The sequence below is a fragment of the Klebsiella sp. JB_Kp004 genome (genome assembly GCF_040065795.1).
Lineage (GTDB): Bacteria > Pseudomonadota > Gammaproteobacteria > Enterobacterales > Enterobacteriaceae > Klebsiella > Klebsiella quasipneumoniae.
Window position 1 is genome coordinate 48,279 of the sequence record NZ_JBEAKW010000040.1, and the last position, 13,568, is coordinate 61,846.

A 13,568-nucleotide genomic window follows, 5' to 3' on the forward strand; every position below is an offset into this window, starting at 1 on the left:
AAAGGATACACAATGAGTAGCGTAGATATTCTGGTTCCCGACCTGCCTGAGTCCGTAGCTGACGCAACCGTCGCCACCTGGCACAAAAAACCGGGCGACGCGGTCGTCCGTGACGAAGTCCTGGTCGAAATCGAAACTGACAAAGTGGTACTGGAAGTACCGGCATCAGCGGACGGCATTCTGGATGCAGTGCTGGAAGACGAGGGCGCTACCGTCCTGTCTCGCCAGATCCTTGGCCGCCTGCGCGAAGGTAACAGCGCAGGTAAAGAAAGCAGCGAAAAAGCCGATGCGAAAGCGTCCACGCCGGCGCAGCGTCAGCAGGCCTCTCTGGAAGAGCAGAACAACGATGCGCTGAGCCCGGCGATCCGTCGTCTGCTGGCTGAACACAACCTCGACGCGGCGGCCATCAAAGGCACCGGCGTCGGCGGCCGCCTGACCCGCGAAGATGTAGAGAAACATCTGGCGAAAGCCCCGGCGGCGGCAGAAGCCAAAGCGCCAGCCGCTGCCCCGGCAGCCGCGCCGGCGCCGCAGCTCGGCCACCGCTCTGAAAAACGCGTCCCGATGACCCGCCTGCGTAAACGTGTGGCCGAGCGTCTGCTGGAAGCGAAAAACTCCACCGCCATGCTGACCACGTTCAACGAAGTCAACATGAAGCCAATCATGGATCTGCGTAAGCAGTACGGCGACGCGTTCGAAAAACGTCACGGCATCCGTCTGGGCTTTATGTCCTTCTACGTGAAAGCGGTCGTGGAAGCGCTGAAACGCTATCCGGAAGTGAACGCCTCTATCGATGGCGACGACGTGGTGTACCACAACTACTTCGACGTCAGCATGGCCGTATCCACTCCACGCGGCCTGGTCACCCCGGTTCTGCGTGACGTTGACCTGCTGGGCATGGCGGATATCGAAAAGAATATTAAAGAGTTGGCGGTGAAAGGCCGTGACGGCAAGCTGACCGTAGACGACCTGACCGGCGGTAACTTCACCATTACCAACGGCGGCGTGTTCGGCTCCCTGATGTCCACGCCGATCATCAACCCACCGCAGAGCGCCATCCTGGGTATGCATGCCATTAAAGACCGTCCGATGGCGGTGAATGGCAAGGTAGAGATCCTGCCGATGATGTACCTGGCGCTCTCCTACGACCACCGTCTGATCGACGGACGTGAATCGGTAGGCTTCCTGGTGGCGATTAAAGAGCTGCTGGAAGATCCGACCCGTCTGCTGCTGGACGTGTAGTCAGCAAGCGTATTACCTACCGTAGGCCGGATAACACGCGTTAACGCCGTTATCAGGCCTACAGGTTTAAAGATAATTACACCCTGAAGGATGGACTGAACACATGAACTTACATGAATATCAGGCAAAACAACTTTTTGCCCGCTATGGCTTACCGGCGCCGGTGGGTTATGCCTGTACTACTCCGCGTGAAGCAGAAGAAGCCGCTTCAAAAATCGGCGCGGGTCCGTGGGTAGTGAAATGTCAGGTTCACGCTGGTGGCCGCGGCAAAGCGGGCGGTGTGAAAGTGGTGAAGAGCAAAGAAGAGATCCGCGCATTTGCCGAGCACTGGCTGGGCAAACGTCTGGTGACCTATCAAACAGATGCGAACGGCCAGCCGGTTAACCAGATCCTGGTTGAAGCGGCGACCGATATTGACAAAGAGCTGTACCTGGGCGCGGTCGTGGACCGTAGCTCCCGTCGCGTAGTGTTCATGGCCTCTACCGAAGGCGGCGTGGAAATCGAAAAAGTGGCGGAAGAGACCCCGCACCTGATCCACAAGATCGCCATCGATCCGCTGGCGGGCCCGATGCCTTATCAAGGTCGTGAACTGGCGTTCAAACTGGGTCTGGAAGGTAAACAGGTTCAGCAGTTCACCAAGATCTTCATGGGTCTGGCGACCATTTTCCTGGAGCGCGACCTGGCGCTGATCGAAATCAACCCGCTGGTTATCACTAAGCAGGGCGACCTGATCTGCCTCGACGGCAAACTGGGCGCTGACGGCAACGCGCTGTTCCGCCAGCCGGATCTGCGCGAAATGCGCGACCAGTCGCAGGAAGATCCGCGTGAAGCGCAGGCGGCGCAGTGGGAACTGAACTACGTCGCGCTGGACGGCAACATCGGCTGCATGGTTAACGGCGCAGGCCTGGCGATGGGTACCATGGACATCGTTAAACTGCACGGCGGCGAACCGGCTAACTTCCTCGACGTGGGCGGCGGTGCGACCAAAGAGCGCGTCACCGAAGCGTTCAAAATCATCCTCTCTGATGACAATGTGAAAGCGGTGCTGGTGAACATCTTCGGCGGTATCGTACGTTGCGACCTGATCGCTGACGGCATCATCGGTGCGGTAGCGGAAGTTGGGGTTAACGTTCCGGTCGTGGTTCGTCTGGAAGGTAACAACGCCGAACTGGGCGCGAAAAAACTGGCTGACAGCGGCCTGAATATTATTGCAGCGAAAAGTCTGACGGACGCAGCACAGCAGGTTGTTGCCGCAGTGGAGGGGAAATAATGTCAGTTTTAATTAATAAAGATACCAAGGTTATCTGCCAGGGCTTCACCGGTAGCCAGGGGACCTTCCACTCTGAACAAGCGATCGCTTACGGTACGCAAATGGTTGGCGGCGTGACGCCAGGCAAAGGCGGCACCACTCACCTGGGCCTGCCGGTGTTCAACACCGTGCGCGAAGCCGTTGAAGCGACCGGCGCCACCGCGACCGTGATCTACGTTCCGGCGCCGTTCTGCAAAGATTCCATTCTGGAAGCGATTGACGCGGGCATTAAGCTGATTATCACCATCACCGAAGGTATCCCGACGCTGGATATGCTGACCGTGAAAGTGAAACTGGACGAAGCGGGCGTGCGTATGATCGGCCCGAACTGCCCAGGCGTGATCACGCCGGGCGAATGCAAAATCGGCATCATGCCGGGTCACATTCACAAGCCGGGTAAAGTGGGCATCGTTTCCCGTTCCGGTACCCTGACCTATGAAGCAGTTAAGCAGACCACCGACTATGGCTTCGGTCAGTCTACCTGCGTCGGTATCGGCGGCGACCCGATCCCGGGCTCTAACTTCATCGATATCCTGAAGCTGTTCCAGGAAGACCCGCAGACCGAAGCGATTGTGATGATCGGTGAGATCGGCGGTAGCGCGGAAGAAGAAGCGGCTGCCTACATCAAAGAGCACGTGACCAAGCCGGTTGTCGGTTACATCGCCGGCGTGACCGCGCCGAAGGGCAAGCGTATGGGCCATGCTGGCGCCATCATCGCTGGCGGTAAAGGTACTGCCGATGAGAAATTCGCAGCCCTGGAAGCAGCCGGTGTGAAAACCGTTCGCAGCCTGGCCGATATCGGCGAAGCGCTGAAAGCTATCATCAAGTAAACCCTCTCTGCTTATCCGCAAGCAGAAATCTGTCCGATTTCGACATGGTTGGCCACCGTCAGGTGGCCTTTTTTTTGGCCGTTGTCCGCTTCTTCCGTACGCCGCTGCGTCAGTAAACTCTGCGTTTGGCAAAAACCTTATCTATCATATTGATTTTATGAATTATTTCATAAATATTATCGACGCGCGGTTGTCGGAAATGAAAATTTGCCCTGGTCGTACCGCAGGGTAACGAAACAGACAGTAAAAAAAAGAGTGGGGGAGGGGAGAAGAAAGCAGGAAAAAATACTGTGAGCGGTCTAGCATTAATCGGATCGGCTCTTTTTTTTATTTTTTTCCTGTGGCGTTAAATAATATTACCTATGATTCTCATCTTTCCCTTTTTAGTAACCAATCAAGGCATACTTTAAACACAGCATTAACATTGGGTTTACCAATATTCTTTATTGAGCTACATAATTAACACGTAGAGTAAAAATTGATTTATATCAATACTTAATGCTTGGAAAAATCCTTCAAAAAACGTTAAATTGTCTCAAGTCAAATTGGCCTAAACCGGCCATCTTCGCTATATATTGATCACCGTCGAAAAATGTAAAACTGGAACAATAAAAACATATTTATTGTAAGGTTATTGCGGCGTAATATATTGGGGAATCAATTGGGTTTTTCGTTAACGTATTTGTAACCTTGTCCTGGCGTGGTTTCACTTTCGGTTGAAACCCGCTCCGGGCGGGCGACAAATAAAAATTTGTATTGGGGCATGCGTATGAGCCAGAGCTTCTCGGTTCATTTTCGGAGTCTTCATGCGATGAGCAAGGAGTCATGATGTTAGATATAGTCGAACTGTCGCGCTTACAGTTTGCCTTGACCGCGATGTACCACTTCCTGTTTGTGCCACTGACGCTCGGTATGGCGTTCCTGCTGGCCATCATGGAAACGGTCTACGTCCTTTCCGGCAAACAGATTTATAAAGATATGACCAAATTCTGGGGCAAGTTGTTTGGTATCAACTTCGCGCTGGGTGTGGCGACCGGTCTGACCATGGAGTTCCAGTTCGGGACTAACTGGTCGTATTACTCACACTACGTGGGCGATATCTTCGGTGCGCCGCTGGCCATTGAAGGTCTGATGGCCTTCTTCCTCGAATCCACCTTTGTAGGTCTGTTCTTCTTCGGTTGGGATCGTCTGGGTAAAGTTCAGCACATGGCCGTCACCTGGCTGGTCGCTCTGGGCTCCAACCTCTCCGCGCTGTGGATCCTCGTCGCTAACGGCTGGATGCAGAACCCTATCGCATCGGACTTCAACTTTGAAACCATGCGTATGGAGATGGTCAGCTTCTCCGAGCTGGTGCTCAACCCGGTTGCTCAGGTGAAATTCGTTCACACTGTGGCGTCTGGTTATGTCACCGGTGCGATGTTTATCCTGGCTATCAGCTCCTGGTACATGCTGAAAGGCCGTGACTTTGCCTTTGCTAAGCGCTCCTTCGCCATCGCAGCCAGCTTCGGTATGGCGGCGATCCTGTCCGTTATTGTGCTGGGTGACGAATCCGGTTACGAAATGGGTGACGTGCAGAAAACCAAACTGGCGGCTATCGAAGCAGAGTGGGAAACCCAGCCTGCGCCGGCGGCCTTTACCCTGTTTGGTATTCCCGATCAGAATGCGCAAACCAACCACTTCGCCATCCAGATCCCCTACGCGCTGGGCATCATTGCCACCCGCTCGGTGGATAAGCCGGTTATCGGTCTGAAGGATCTGATGGTTCAGCACGAAGAGCGTATCCGTAACGGCATGAAAGCCTACGCGCTGCTGGAGCAACTGCGCGCCGGTTCCACCGACCAGGCCGTTCGCGACCAGTTCAATAACGTGAAGAAAGATCTCGGCTATGGTCTGCTGCTGAAACGCTATACCCCGAACGTCGCTGACGCCACGGAAGAGCAGATCGCCAAAGCCACCAAAGACTCTATTCCAAGCGTCGCACCGCTGTACTTCGCCTTCCGTATCATGGTGGCGTGCGGCATCCTGATGCTGTTGATTATCGGCGCCTCCTTCTGGAGCGTGATTCGTAACCGTATCGGCGAGAAAAAATGGCTGCTGCGCGCCGCGTTCTATGGCCTGCCGCTGCCGTGGATTGCCGTGGAGTCGGGCTGGTTTGTTGCCGAATACGGCCGTCAGCCGTGGGCGATTGGTGAAGTCCTGCCGACGGCGGTGGCCAACTCGTCGCTGACCGCGGGCGATCTGATCTTCTCTATGTTGCTGATCTGCGGTCTGTACACGCTGTTCCTGGTGGCTGAACTGTTCCTGATGTTCAAGTTTGCCCGCAAAGGACCTAGCAGCCTGAAAACCGGCCGCTATCACTTTGAACAGTCCTCTGCGGCTATTCAGTCGGCACGCTAAGACAGGAGTCGTCAAATGATCGATTATGAAGTATTGCGTTTTATCTGGTGGCTGCTGATTGGCATCCTGCTGATTGGCTTCGCCGTCGCCGACGGGTTCGACATGGGGGTGGGCATGCTCACCCGCTTCCTCGGCCGTAACGACACCGAGCGTCGGATTATGATCAACGCCATCGCCCCGCACTGGGACGGTAACCAGGTGTGGCTGATCACCGCCGGCGGCGCGCTGTTCGCTGCCTGGCCGATGGTCTACGCCGCGGCGTTCTCCGGTTTCTATGTGGCGATGATTCTGGTGCTGGCCTCGTTGTTCTTCCGTCCGGTCGGTTTCGACTACCGTTCCAAGATCGAGGACACCCGCTGGCGCAACATGTGGGACTGGGGCATCTTCATCGGCAGCTTCGTGCCGCCGCTGGTGATTGGCGTGGCCTTCGGCAACCTGCTGCAGGGCGTGCCGTTCCATGTCGACGAATACCTGCGTCTGTTCTATACCGGTAACTTCTTCCAGCTGCTGAACCCGTTTGGTCTGCTGGCCGGTATTGTCAGCGTGGCGATGATCCTCACCCAGGGCGCGACCTACCTGCAGATGCGTACCGTAGGCGAACTGCATCTGCGCACCCGCACCGTCTCCACGGTGGCGGCGCTGGTGACGCTGGTCTGCTTCGCGCTGGCGGGCGTGTGGGTCTACTACGGCATCGACGGCTATGTGGTGAAATCGGTAATTGACCATACCGGCCCGTCTAACCCGCTGACCAAAGAAGTGGTGCGTGAAGCTGGCGCGTGGATGGTGAACTTTAACAATATGCCAGCGCTGTGGGCGATCCCTGCCCTGGGCGTGGTGCTGCCGCTGCTGACCGTCGTTTCGACCAAAGCGGATAAAGGCGCATGGGCATTCCTGTTCTCCTCGCTGACCCTGGCCTGCATCATTCTGACTGCCGGTATCGCGATGTTCCCGTTCATCATGCCGTCCAGCACCATGCTGAACGCCAGCCTGACGATGTGGGACGCGACCTCCAGCCAGCGGACGCTGAACCTGATGACCTACGTGGCGATTGTCTTCGTGCCGATCATTCTGGGCTACACCAGCTGGTGTTACTGGAAGATGTTTGGCCGCATCACCCGTGAAGACATCGAAAAGAACACCCACTCGCTGTACTAAGGTAAGGAGCTATATATGTGGTACTTCGCATGGATTTTGGGAACGCTTCTTGCCTGTGCCTTTGGGGTGATTACCGCGCTGGCGCTTGAGCACGTGGAAGCCACCAAAGCAGGTAAAGAAGAACACTGATGAGTATTATCGTGATGCGATATACGAAATCATTCGGGTTGCATCGAGGCGGCAAGTCTGTGAATCCCCAGGAGCTTACACCAGTAAGTGACTGGGGTAAGCAGACGGAGCCAACAAAGAGGCGACGTGAATGATAAAGTATATGTATGCGATAATGGACAAGCGCCCGTTAAGGGCGCTTTCCTTGTTGATGGCGCTGCTGCTGGCAGGCTGCATTTTCTGGGATCCGTCGCGCTTTGCCGCGAAGACCAGCGAGCTGGAAATCTGGCACGGTTTCTTGCTGATGTGGGCGGTTTGCAGCGGCGTAATTCACGGCGTGGGCTTCCGCCCGCGTGCCGTTCACTGGCAGGGGATTTTTTGTCCGCTTATCGCTGATATCGTGCTCGCTTTAGGTCTCTTCTTTTTCTTCTTTTGAATAAGAGATCTCTGTTAATGCTATGGGCTTGCATAAGCCCATAAAAATTTACTCCCCGTTTACTTTCCCCCATTCCAAACCACCTTTCCCGCGCGTATAGTAGCGAAGTTTGAAAGCTCTAACCTTTTTTTGCATTACCGGGATGTAAAGTGAATACAACGCTGTTTCGATGGCCGGTTCGGGTCTACTACGAAGATACCGACGCCGGTGGTGTGGTTTACCACGCCAGTTACGTCGCTTTTTATGAAAGAGCACGCACAGAGATGCTGCGCCACCATCACTTTAGTCAACAGGTTCTGTTGGCTGAACGCGTTGCCTTCGTGGTTCGCAAAATGACGCTGGAGTATTTTGCCCCCGCCAGACTCGACGACATGCTCGAAGTCCAGACGGAAATTACCTCGATGCGCGGCACCTCTTTGGTTTTCACGCAGCGAATCGTCAACGCCGAGAATACAGTGTTAAACGAAGCTGAGGTTCTCATTGTGTGCGTTGATCCACTCTTAATGAAGCCACGTGCGCTTCCCAAGTCTATTGTCGCGGAGTTTAAGCAGTGACTGACATGAATATCCTTGATTTGTTCCTGAAGGCGAGCCTTCTGGTTAAACTTATCATGTTGATTTTGATTGGTTTTTCTATCGCTTCCTGGGCTATCATTATTCAGAGAACGCGTATCCTTAACTCGGCCGCGCGCGAAGCTGAAGCGTTCGAGGACAAATTCTGGTCCGGGATTGAACTGTCCCGTTTGTATCAGGAGAGCCAGGGGCGTCGCGATAATCTGACCGGTTCGGAGCAGATCTTCTACAGCGGCTTCAAAGAGTTTGCGCGCTTGCATCGGGCCAACAGCCATGCGCCGGAGGCGATCGTCGAAGGGGCATCGCGCGCGATGCGTATTTCGATGAACCGCGAGCTGGAAACGCTGGAGACCCATATTCCGTTCCTCGGCACCGTAGGCTCCATCAGCCCGTATATCGGTCTGTTCGGCACCGTCTGGGGGATCATGCACGCCTTTATCGCCCTTGGCGCGGTGAAGCAGGCCACCCTGCAGATGGTGGCACCGGGTATCGCCGAAGCGCTGATCGCCACCGCGATCGGTCTGTTCGCCGCTATCCCGGCGGTGATGGCGTACAACCGCCTGAACCAGCGGGTGAACAAGCTTGAACTGAATTACGACAACTTTATGGAAGAGTTCACCGCTATTCTGCACCGTCAGGCCTTTACCACCAGCGAAAGCAATAAGGGGTAAGCCATGGCCAGAGCACGTGGACGCGGACGTCGCGAACTGAAGTCCGAGATCAACATCGTTCCGCTGCTGGATGTCCTGCTGGTGCTGTTGCTGATCTTTATGGCAACGGCGCCGATCATTACGCAGAGCGTGGAAGTCGATCTGCCGGACGCCACGGAATCGCAAGCGGTGAAAAGCAATGACGATCCGCCGGTGATTGTGGAAGTCTCCGGGGTAGGGCAGTACAGCGTGAAAGTGGGGCAGGAGACGCTGTCCCAGCTGCCGCCGGAGCAGGTGATTGCCGAAGCGAAGCGTCGTCTTGAAGCCAATGAGAAAACGGTATTCCTGATCGGCGGTGCGAAAGACGTCCCTTACGATGAAATTATTAAAGCGCTGAACCTGTTGCATAGCGCAGGGGTTAAATCGGTCGGCTTGATGACCAAACCTATTTAATCGCTTCAGGTAGGTGCGTCCGCACGGCGTTCGGCGGCGAGTATCGCTCGCCGTCGGTGCGCATCGCGGGTACAGGCGAACAGTTTTTGGGAACCGATAGTGTCAAAGGCAACCGAACAAAACGACAAGCTTAAACGAGCGATCATCATTTCAGTCGCGCTGCACATCATACTGATCGCGCTGCTGATCTGGAGTTCGTTTGACGAGCATCTGGATGCCTCTGCCGGCGGCGGCGGGGGATCGTCGATTGATGCCGTCATGGTCGATCCGGGGGCGGTGGTAAACAATTATAACCGTCAGCAACAGCAGCAGGCCAGCGCACGTCGCGCCGCTGAACAGCGTGAAAAACAGGCGCAGCAGCAGGCGGAAGAGTTACGTGAGAAGCAGGCGGCGGAACAGGAACGGCTGAAACAGCTCGAACAGGAGCGGCTGCAGGCGCAGGAAGCGGCGAAAGAAGCGAAGGAACAACAGAAGCAGGCTGAGGAAGCCGCTGCCAAGGCTGCCGCGGCGGCGAAAGCTAAAGCGGATGCGCAGGCCAAAGAAGCGCAGGAAGCGGCGGCCAAAGCGGCCGCCGAGGCGAAAGCGAAGGCGGATGCCCAGGCGAAAGCGGCTGAACTGGCGGCAGCGAAAGCGGCTGCTGACGCGAAGAAACAGGCCGAAGCTGCCGCCGCGAAAGCGGCTGCCGATGCGAAGAAACAGGCGGAAGCCGAAGCGGCGAAAGCCGCGGCAGAGGCGCAGAAGAAAGCGGAAGCGGCAGCGGCGAAGAAAGCGCAACAGGAAGCGGAGAAGAAGGCCCAGCAGGAAGCGGCTAAGCAGGCAGCGGCTGAAAAAGCGGCAGCAGAAAAAGCCGCCGCGCAAAAAGCGGCCGCGGAGAAGGCCGCCGCCGAGAAAGCCGCCGCAGCTGAAAAAGCCGCGGCAGCCAAAGCGGCTGCTGCTGAGAAGGCGGCGGCCGATAAAGCGGCCAAAGCGGCAGCAGCAAAAGCCGCGGCAGCGAAGAAAGCGGCTGCCGCGAAAGAAGCGGACGGCGTTGACGACCTGCTCGGCGATCTGAGTTCAGGTAAGAATGCGCCGAAAGGTAGCACCAGCGGTAGCACAGGGGGCTCTTCACCTGCTAAAGGAAGTAAACCGGGGCAGGGCGGTGCGTCTCAGGCGGAGATTGCCAGCTATATTTCGCAGGTGCAGGCCGCGATTAAAGGACATCTCTATGACTGGGATACGTACAAGGGTAAAGTATGTACGTTGCGCGTAAACCTGGCTCAGGATGGAACGTTGTTGAGTGTCAAATCGGAAGGCGGCGATCCGGCGTTCTGCCAGCAAATGCTGGCGGCCACCAGTCGGATGAGCAAATTCCCTAAACCGCCGTCGCAGGCTGTTTATGAAACGTTCAAAAATGCGCCACTGGACTTCAAACCTTAAGCGCTTTTCCCCCCGCGTCAGCGGGGGGAAAGAAAATAGGGCGGTCATGGGTTTTGGTAGTTTTGTGTATTTGAGTTTGTTAACATTCTGCTAAATTATCGTGGGCTTTTCGCCCGGATAAGGGAGATATGATGAAGCAGGCATTACGAGTAGCATTTGGTTTTTTAATGCTGTGGGCGGCGGTGCTGCACGCAGAAGTACGTATCGAGATCACCCAGGGGGTGGACTCGGCGCGCCCCATCGGCGTGGTACCGTTCCAGTGGGCCGGCCAGGGCGCTGCGCCGGAAGATGTCGGCGGTATCGTGGCGGCTGACCTGCGCAACAGCGGTAAATTCAACCCGCTGGATCGCTCGCGTCTGCCGCAGCAGCCGACCAGTGCCCAGGAAGTGCAGCCTGCTGCCTGGTCTGCGCTGGGTATTGACGCCGTGGTCGTCGGCCAGGTGACGTCAAACCCGGATGGTTCTTATCAGGTAGCGTATCAGCTGGTGGATACCGGCGGTGCGCCGGGCACAACGCTGGCGCAAGGCTCTTTCAAAGTCACTAAACAGTACCTGCGCTATGCCGCGCACACTGCCAGCGACGCGGTATTTGAAAAGCTGACCGGTATTAAAGGCGCCTTCCGGACTCGTATCGCCTACGTGGTGCAGACCAATGGCGGTCAGTTCCCGTATGAGCTGCGCGTTTCCGATTATGATGGCTACAACCAGTTTGTGGTTCACCGCTCCTCCCAGCCGCTGATGTCCCCGGCCTGGTCACCGGACGGTTCAAAACTGGCTTACGTCACCTTCGAGAGCGGTCGCTCTGCGCTGGTGGTGCAGACTCTGGCGAACGGCGCTGTGCGTCAGATTGCCTCCTTCCCGCAGCACAACGGCGCGCCGGCGTTCTCGCCGGATGGTTCTAAACTGGCCTTCGCGCTGTCGAAAACCGGTAGCCTGAACCTGTACGTGATGGATCTGGGCTCGGGTCAGATTCGTCAGGTGACCAACGGTCGCAGCAACAACACCGAACCAAGCTGGTTCCCGGACAGCCAGAACCTGGCCTTTACCTCTGACCAGGCCGGTCGTCCGCAGGTGTATAAAGTCAATATTAATGGCGGCACGCCGCAGCGTATCACCTGGGAAGGTTCGCAGAACCAGGACGCTGACGTGAGCGCGGATGGTAAAACGATGGTAATGGTCAGCTCGGCCGGCGGCCAGCAGCACATTGCCAAACAAGATCTGGAAGCGGGTGGTGTACAGGTTCTGTCATCAACGTTTTTAGACGAAACGCCAAGTCTGGCACCTAACGGCACTATGGTAATCTACAGCTCTTCTCAGGGGATGGGATCCGTGCTGAATCTGGTTTCTACAGATGGGCGTTTCAAAGCGCGTCTTCCGGCAACTGATGGACAGGTAAAATCGCCTGCCTGGTCGCCGTATCTGTGATAATAAATAATTGATTATTAAAGGAATCAAAGAAATGCAACTGAACAAAGTGCTGAAAGGGCTGATGATCGCTCTGCCGGTTATGGCAATCGCGGCATGTTCTTCTAACAAGAACGCCAGCAACGACCAGAGCGGTGAAGGCATGCTGGGTGCCGGCACTGGTATGGACGCTAACGGCAACGGCGGCAACATGTCTTCTGAAGAGCAAGCTCGTCTGCAGATGCAGCAGCTGCAGCAGAACAACATCGTTTACTTCGATCTGGACAAGTACGATATCCGTTCTGACTTCGCTGCAATGCTGGACGCGCACGCTAACTTCCTGCGCAGCAACCCGTCCTACAAAGTGACTGTAGAAGGTCACGCGGATGAGCGCGGTACCCCGGAATACAACATCGCGCTGGGTGAGCGTCGTGCTAACGCCGTTAAGATGTATCTGCAGGGCAAAGGTGTTTCTGCCGATCAGATCTCCATCGTTTCTTACGGTAAAGAAAAACCAGCAGTACTGGGTCATGACGAAGCGGCATATGCCAAAAACCGTCGCGCCGTACTGGTTTACTAAGAGAATTGCATGAGCAGTAACTTCAGACATCATTTATTGAGTCTGTCGTTACTGGTTGGCATAGCGGCCCCTTGGGCCGCTTTTGCTCAGGCGCCAATCAGTAGTGTCGGCTCAGGCTCGGTCGAAGACCGTGTCACTCAACTCGAGCGTATTTCCAATGCTCACAGCCAGCTTTTAACCCAACTCCAGCAACAACTCTCTGATAACCAGACTGACATTGATTCTCTCCGTGGTCAGATCCAGGAGAACCAGTATCAGCTGAATCAGATCGTTGAGCGTCAGAAGCAGATTCTGCTGCAGATTGACGGGCTGACGAGCGGAGGTGGCGCAGCGGCGGCGGGCGCCCAGTCGTCGTCTTCCGGCGATCAGAGCGCGGCTACCGCCAGCGCAGCGCCAGCGGCCTCGTCAGGCGCGCCGGCGATGACCGGCGATGCGAACACCGATTACAATGCGGCTATTGCCCTGGTGAAGGATGCTTCACGCCAGGATGACGCCATGGCGGCGTTTCAGAACTTCGTTAAAAAGTACCCGGATTCAACTTATCAGCCGAACGCCAACTATTGGCTCGGACAGTTGAACTACAATAAGGGGAAAAAAGACGATGCGGCGTTTTACTTCGCCTCGGTGGTGAAGAACTACCCGAAATCGCCAAAAGCGCCGGACGCCATGTTTAAGGTCGGCGTGATCATGCAGGACAAAGGTGATACCGCGAAAGCGAAAGCGGTTTACCAGCAGGTGATCAGCAAATTCCCCGGCACCGACGGTGCTAAACAAGCGCAAAAACGACTTAATGCTCTTGGTTGATTACGGCATGACCAGAAATCGCGTTATTTCTGGTCTTGTCGCCTGAATCGCCAGCAGTTAAGTGATCTTTATCGAAATTTTAGTTGCGCTGAATTCTGAAATCAGTAATATATGCCGCCGTTGCCAAGGGATATCAAACAAGCCCAAAGCGACGCCAGAGTGGGTCGTTAGCTCAGTTGGTAGAGCAGTTGACTTTTAATCAATTGGTCGCAGGTT

At 55.6% G+C, this 13,568-nt stretch carries 14 protein-coding genes; all 14 read left to right on the forward strand.

All coding sequences use genetic code 11. From position 1 onward, the window contains the following. The first annotated feature begins 12 nt into the window (after nt 1-12). The 14 genes from odhB to cpoB all read left to right on the forward strand — a co-directional run bounded on the left by odhB (nt 13) and on the right by cpoB (nt 13,352). Entirely contained in the window at nt 13-1,239 is a 1,227-nt protein-coding gene (odhB, locus tag ABLX76_RS17405) for a 2-oxoglutarate dehydrogenase complex dihydrolipoyllysine-residue succinyltransferase (protein ID WP_023288876.1), read from the forward strand. A 103-nt stretch (nt 1,240-1,342) separates the two neighbouring features. Continuing rightward, on the forward strand, nt 1,343-2,509 hold the full coding sequence (gene sucC / locus ABLX76_RS17410; RefSeq protein WP_002895039.1) for an ADP-forming succinate--CoA ligase subunit beta: 1,167 nt from the start codon (nt 1,343-1,345) through the stop codon (nt 2,507-2,509). Continuing rightward, on the forward strand, nt 2,509-3,378 hold the full coding sequence (gene sucD / locus ABLX76_RS17415) for a succinate--CoA ligase subunit alpha (RefSeq protein ID WP_004885990.1): 870 nt from the start codon (nt 2,509-2,511) through the stop codon (nt 3,376-3,378). Before sucC ends, sucD begins: the two co-directional genes overlap by 1 nt. Before the next feature lie 828 nt (nt 3,379-4,206). Next, a complete protein-coding gene (gene cydA, locus ABLX76_RS17420; RefSeq protein WP_002895047.1) occupies nt 4,207-5,775 on the forward strand; it encodes a cytochrome ubiquinol oxidase subunit I in 1,569 nt (522 codons plus the stop codon). Nucleotides 5,776-5,790: 15 nt separating this feature from the next. After that, nucleotides 5,791-6,930, forward strand: coding sequence for a cytochrome d ubiquinol oxidase subunit II (gene cydB, locus ABLX76_RS17425; RefSeq protein ID WP_004885993.1), 1,140 nt, complete (start codon nt 5,791-5,793; stop codon nt 6,928-6,930). Between the two features lie 15 nt (nt 6,931-6,945). Then, nucleotides 6,946-7,059, forward strand: coding sequence for a cytochrome bd-I oxidase subunit CydX (cydX, locus tag ABLX76_RS17430; RefSeq protein ID WP_004100325.1), 114 nt, complete (start codon nt 6,946-6,948; stop codon nt 7,057-7,059). 130 nt (nt 7,060-7,189) lie between these two features. Further along, entirely contained in the window at nt 7,190-7,474 is a 285-nt protein-coding gene (ybgE, locus tag ABLX76_RS17435; protein ID WP_008805691.1) for a cyd operon protein YbgE, read from the forward strand. A gap of 149 nt (nt 7,475-7,623) precedes the next feature. Further along, entirely contained in the window at nt 7,624-8,028 is a 405-nt protein-coding gene (gene ybgC, locus ABLX76_RS17440) for a tol-pal system-associated acyl-CoA thioesterase (protein WP_002895056.1), read from the forward strand. Continuing rightward, nucleotides 8,025-8,717, forward strand: coding sequence for a Tol-Pal system protein TolQ (gene tolQ, locus ABLX76_RS17445; protein ID WP_004152221.1), 693 nt, complete (start codon nt 8,025-8,027; stop codon nt 8,715-8,717). Before ybgC ends, tolQ begins: the two co-directional genes overlap by 4 nt. Nucleotides 8,718-8,720: 3 nt before the next feature. Next, the gene (gene tolR / locus ABLX76_RS17450; RefSeq protein ID WP_002895061.1) at nt 8,721-9,149 is read left to right on the forward strand and encodes a colicin uptake protein TolR; all 429 of its coding nucleotides are present in this window, start codon (nt 8,721-8,723) and stop codon (nt 9,147-9,149) included. Nucleotides 9,150-9,248: 99 nt separating this feature from the next. Beyond that, the gene (gene tolA / locus ABLX76_RS17455) at nt 9,249-10,565 is read left to right on the forward strand and encodes a cell envelope integrity protein TolA (RefSeq protein WP_087832756.1); all 1,317 of its coding nucleotides are present in this window, start codon (nt 9,249-9,251) and stop codon (nt 10,563-10,565) included. 131 nt (nt 10,566-10,696) lie between these two features. Continuing rightward, the gene (gene tolB / locus ABLX76_RS17460) at nt 10,697-11,989 is read left to right on the forward strand and encodes a Tol-Pal system beta propeller repeat protein TolB (RefSeq protein WP_023288877.1); all 1,293 of its coding nucleotides are present in this window, start codon (nt 10,697-10,699) and stop codon (nt 11,987-11,989) included. A 34-nt stretch (nt 11,990-12,023) separates the two neighbouring features. Further along, entirely contained in the window at nt 12,024-12,548 is a 525-nt protein-coding gene (gene pal / locus ABLX76_RS17465) for a peptidoglycan-associated lipoprotein Pal (RefSeq protein ID WP_002895068.1), read from the forward strand. Nucleotides 12,549-12,557: 9 nt separating this feature from the next. Beyond that, a complete protein-coding gene (gene cpoB / locus ABLX76_RS17470) occupies nt 12,558-13,352 on the forward strand; it encodes a cell division protein CpoB (RefSeq protein WP_086075268.1) in 795 nt (264 codons plus the stop codon). The last annotated feature ends 216 nt before the right edge of the window (nt 13,353-13,568 follow it).

Coding starts and splice junctions, on each gene's coding strand:
- cydB (WP_004885993.1), top strand. CDS start 5,791: ATGATCGATTATGAAGTATTGCGTTTTATCTGGTGGCTGCTGATTGGC.
- sucD (WP_004885990.1), top strand. CDS start 2,509: ATGTCAGTTTTAATTAATAAAGATACCAAGGTTATCTGCCAGGGCTTC.
- pal (WP_002895068.1), top strand. CDS start 12,024: ATGCAACTGAACAAAGTGCTGAAAGGGCTGATGATCGCTCTGCCGGTT.
- ybgE (WP_008805691.1), top strand. CDS start 7,190: ATGATAAAGTATATGTATGCGATAATGGACAAGCGCCCGTTAAGGGCG.
- odhB (WP_023288876.1), top strand. CDS start 13: ATGAGTAGCGTAGATATTCTGGTTCCCGACCTGCCTGAGTCCGTAGCT.
- tolR (WP_002895061.1), top strand. CDS start 8,721: ATGGCCAGAGCACGTGGACGCGGACGTCGCGAACTGAAGTCCGAGATC.
- cydA (WP_002895047.1), top strand. CDS start 4,207: ATGTTAGATATAGTCGAACTGTCGCGCTTACAGTTTGCCTTGACCGCG.
- sucC (WP_002895039.1), top strand. CDS start 1,343: ATGAACTTACATGAATATCAGGCAAAACAACTTTTTGCCCGCTATGGC.
- cpoB (WP_086075268.1), top strand. CDS start 12,558: ATGAGCAGTAACTTCAGACATCATTTATTGAGTCTGTCGTTACTGGTT.
- tolB (WP_023288877.1), top strand. CDS start 10,697: ATGAAGCAGGCATTACGAGTAGCATTTGGTTTTTTAATGCTGTGGGCG.
- cydX (WP_004100325.1), top strand. CDS start 6,946: ATGTGGTACTTCGCATGGATTTTGGGAACGCTTCTTGCCTGTGCCTTT.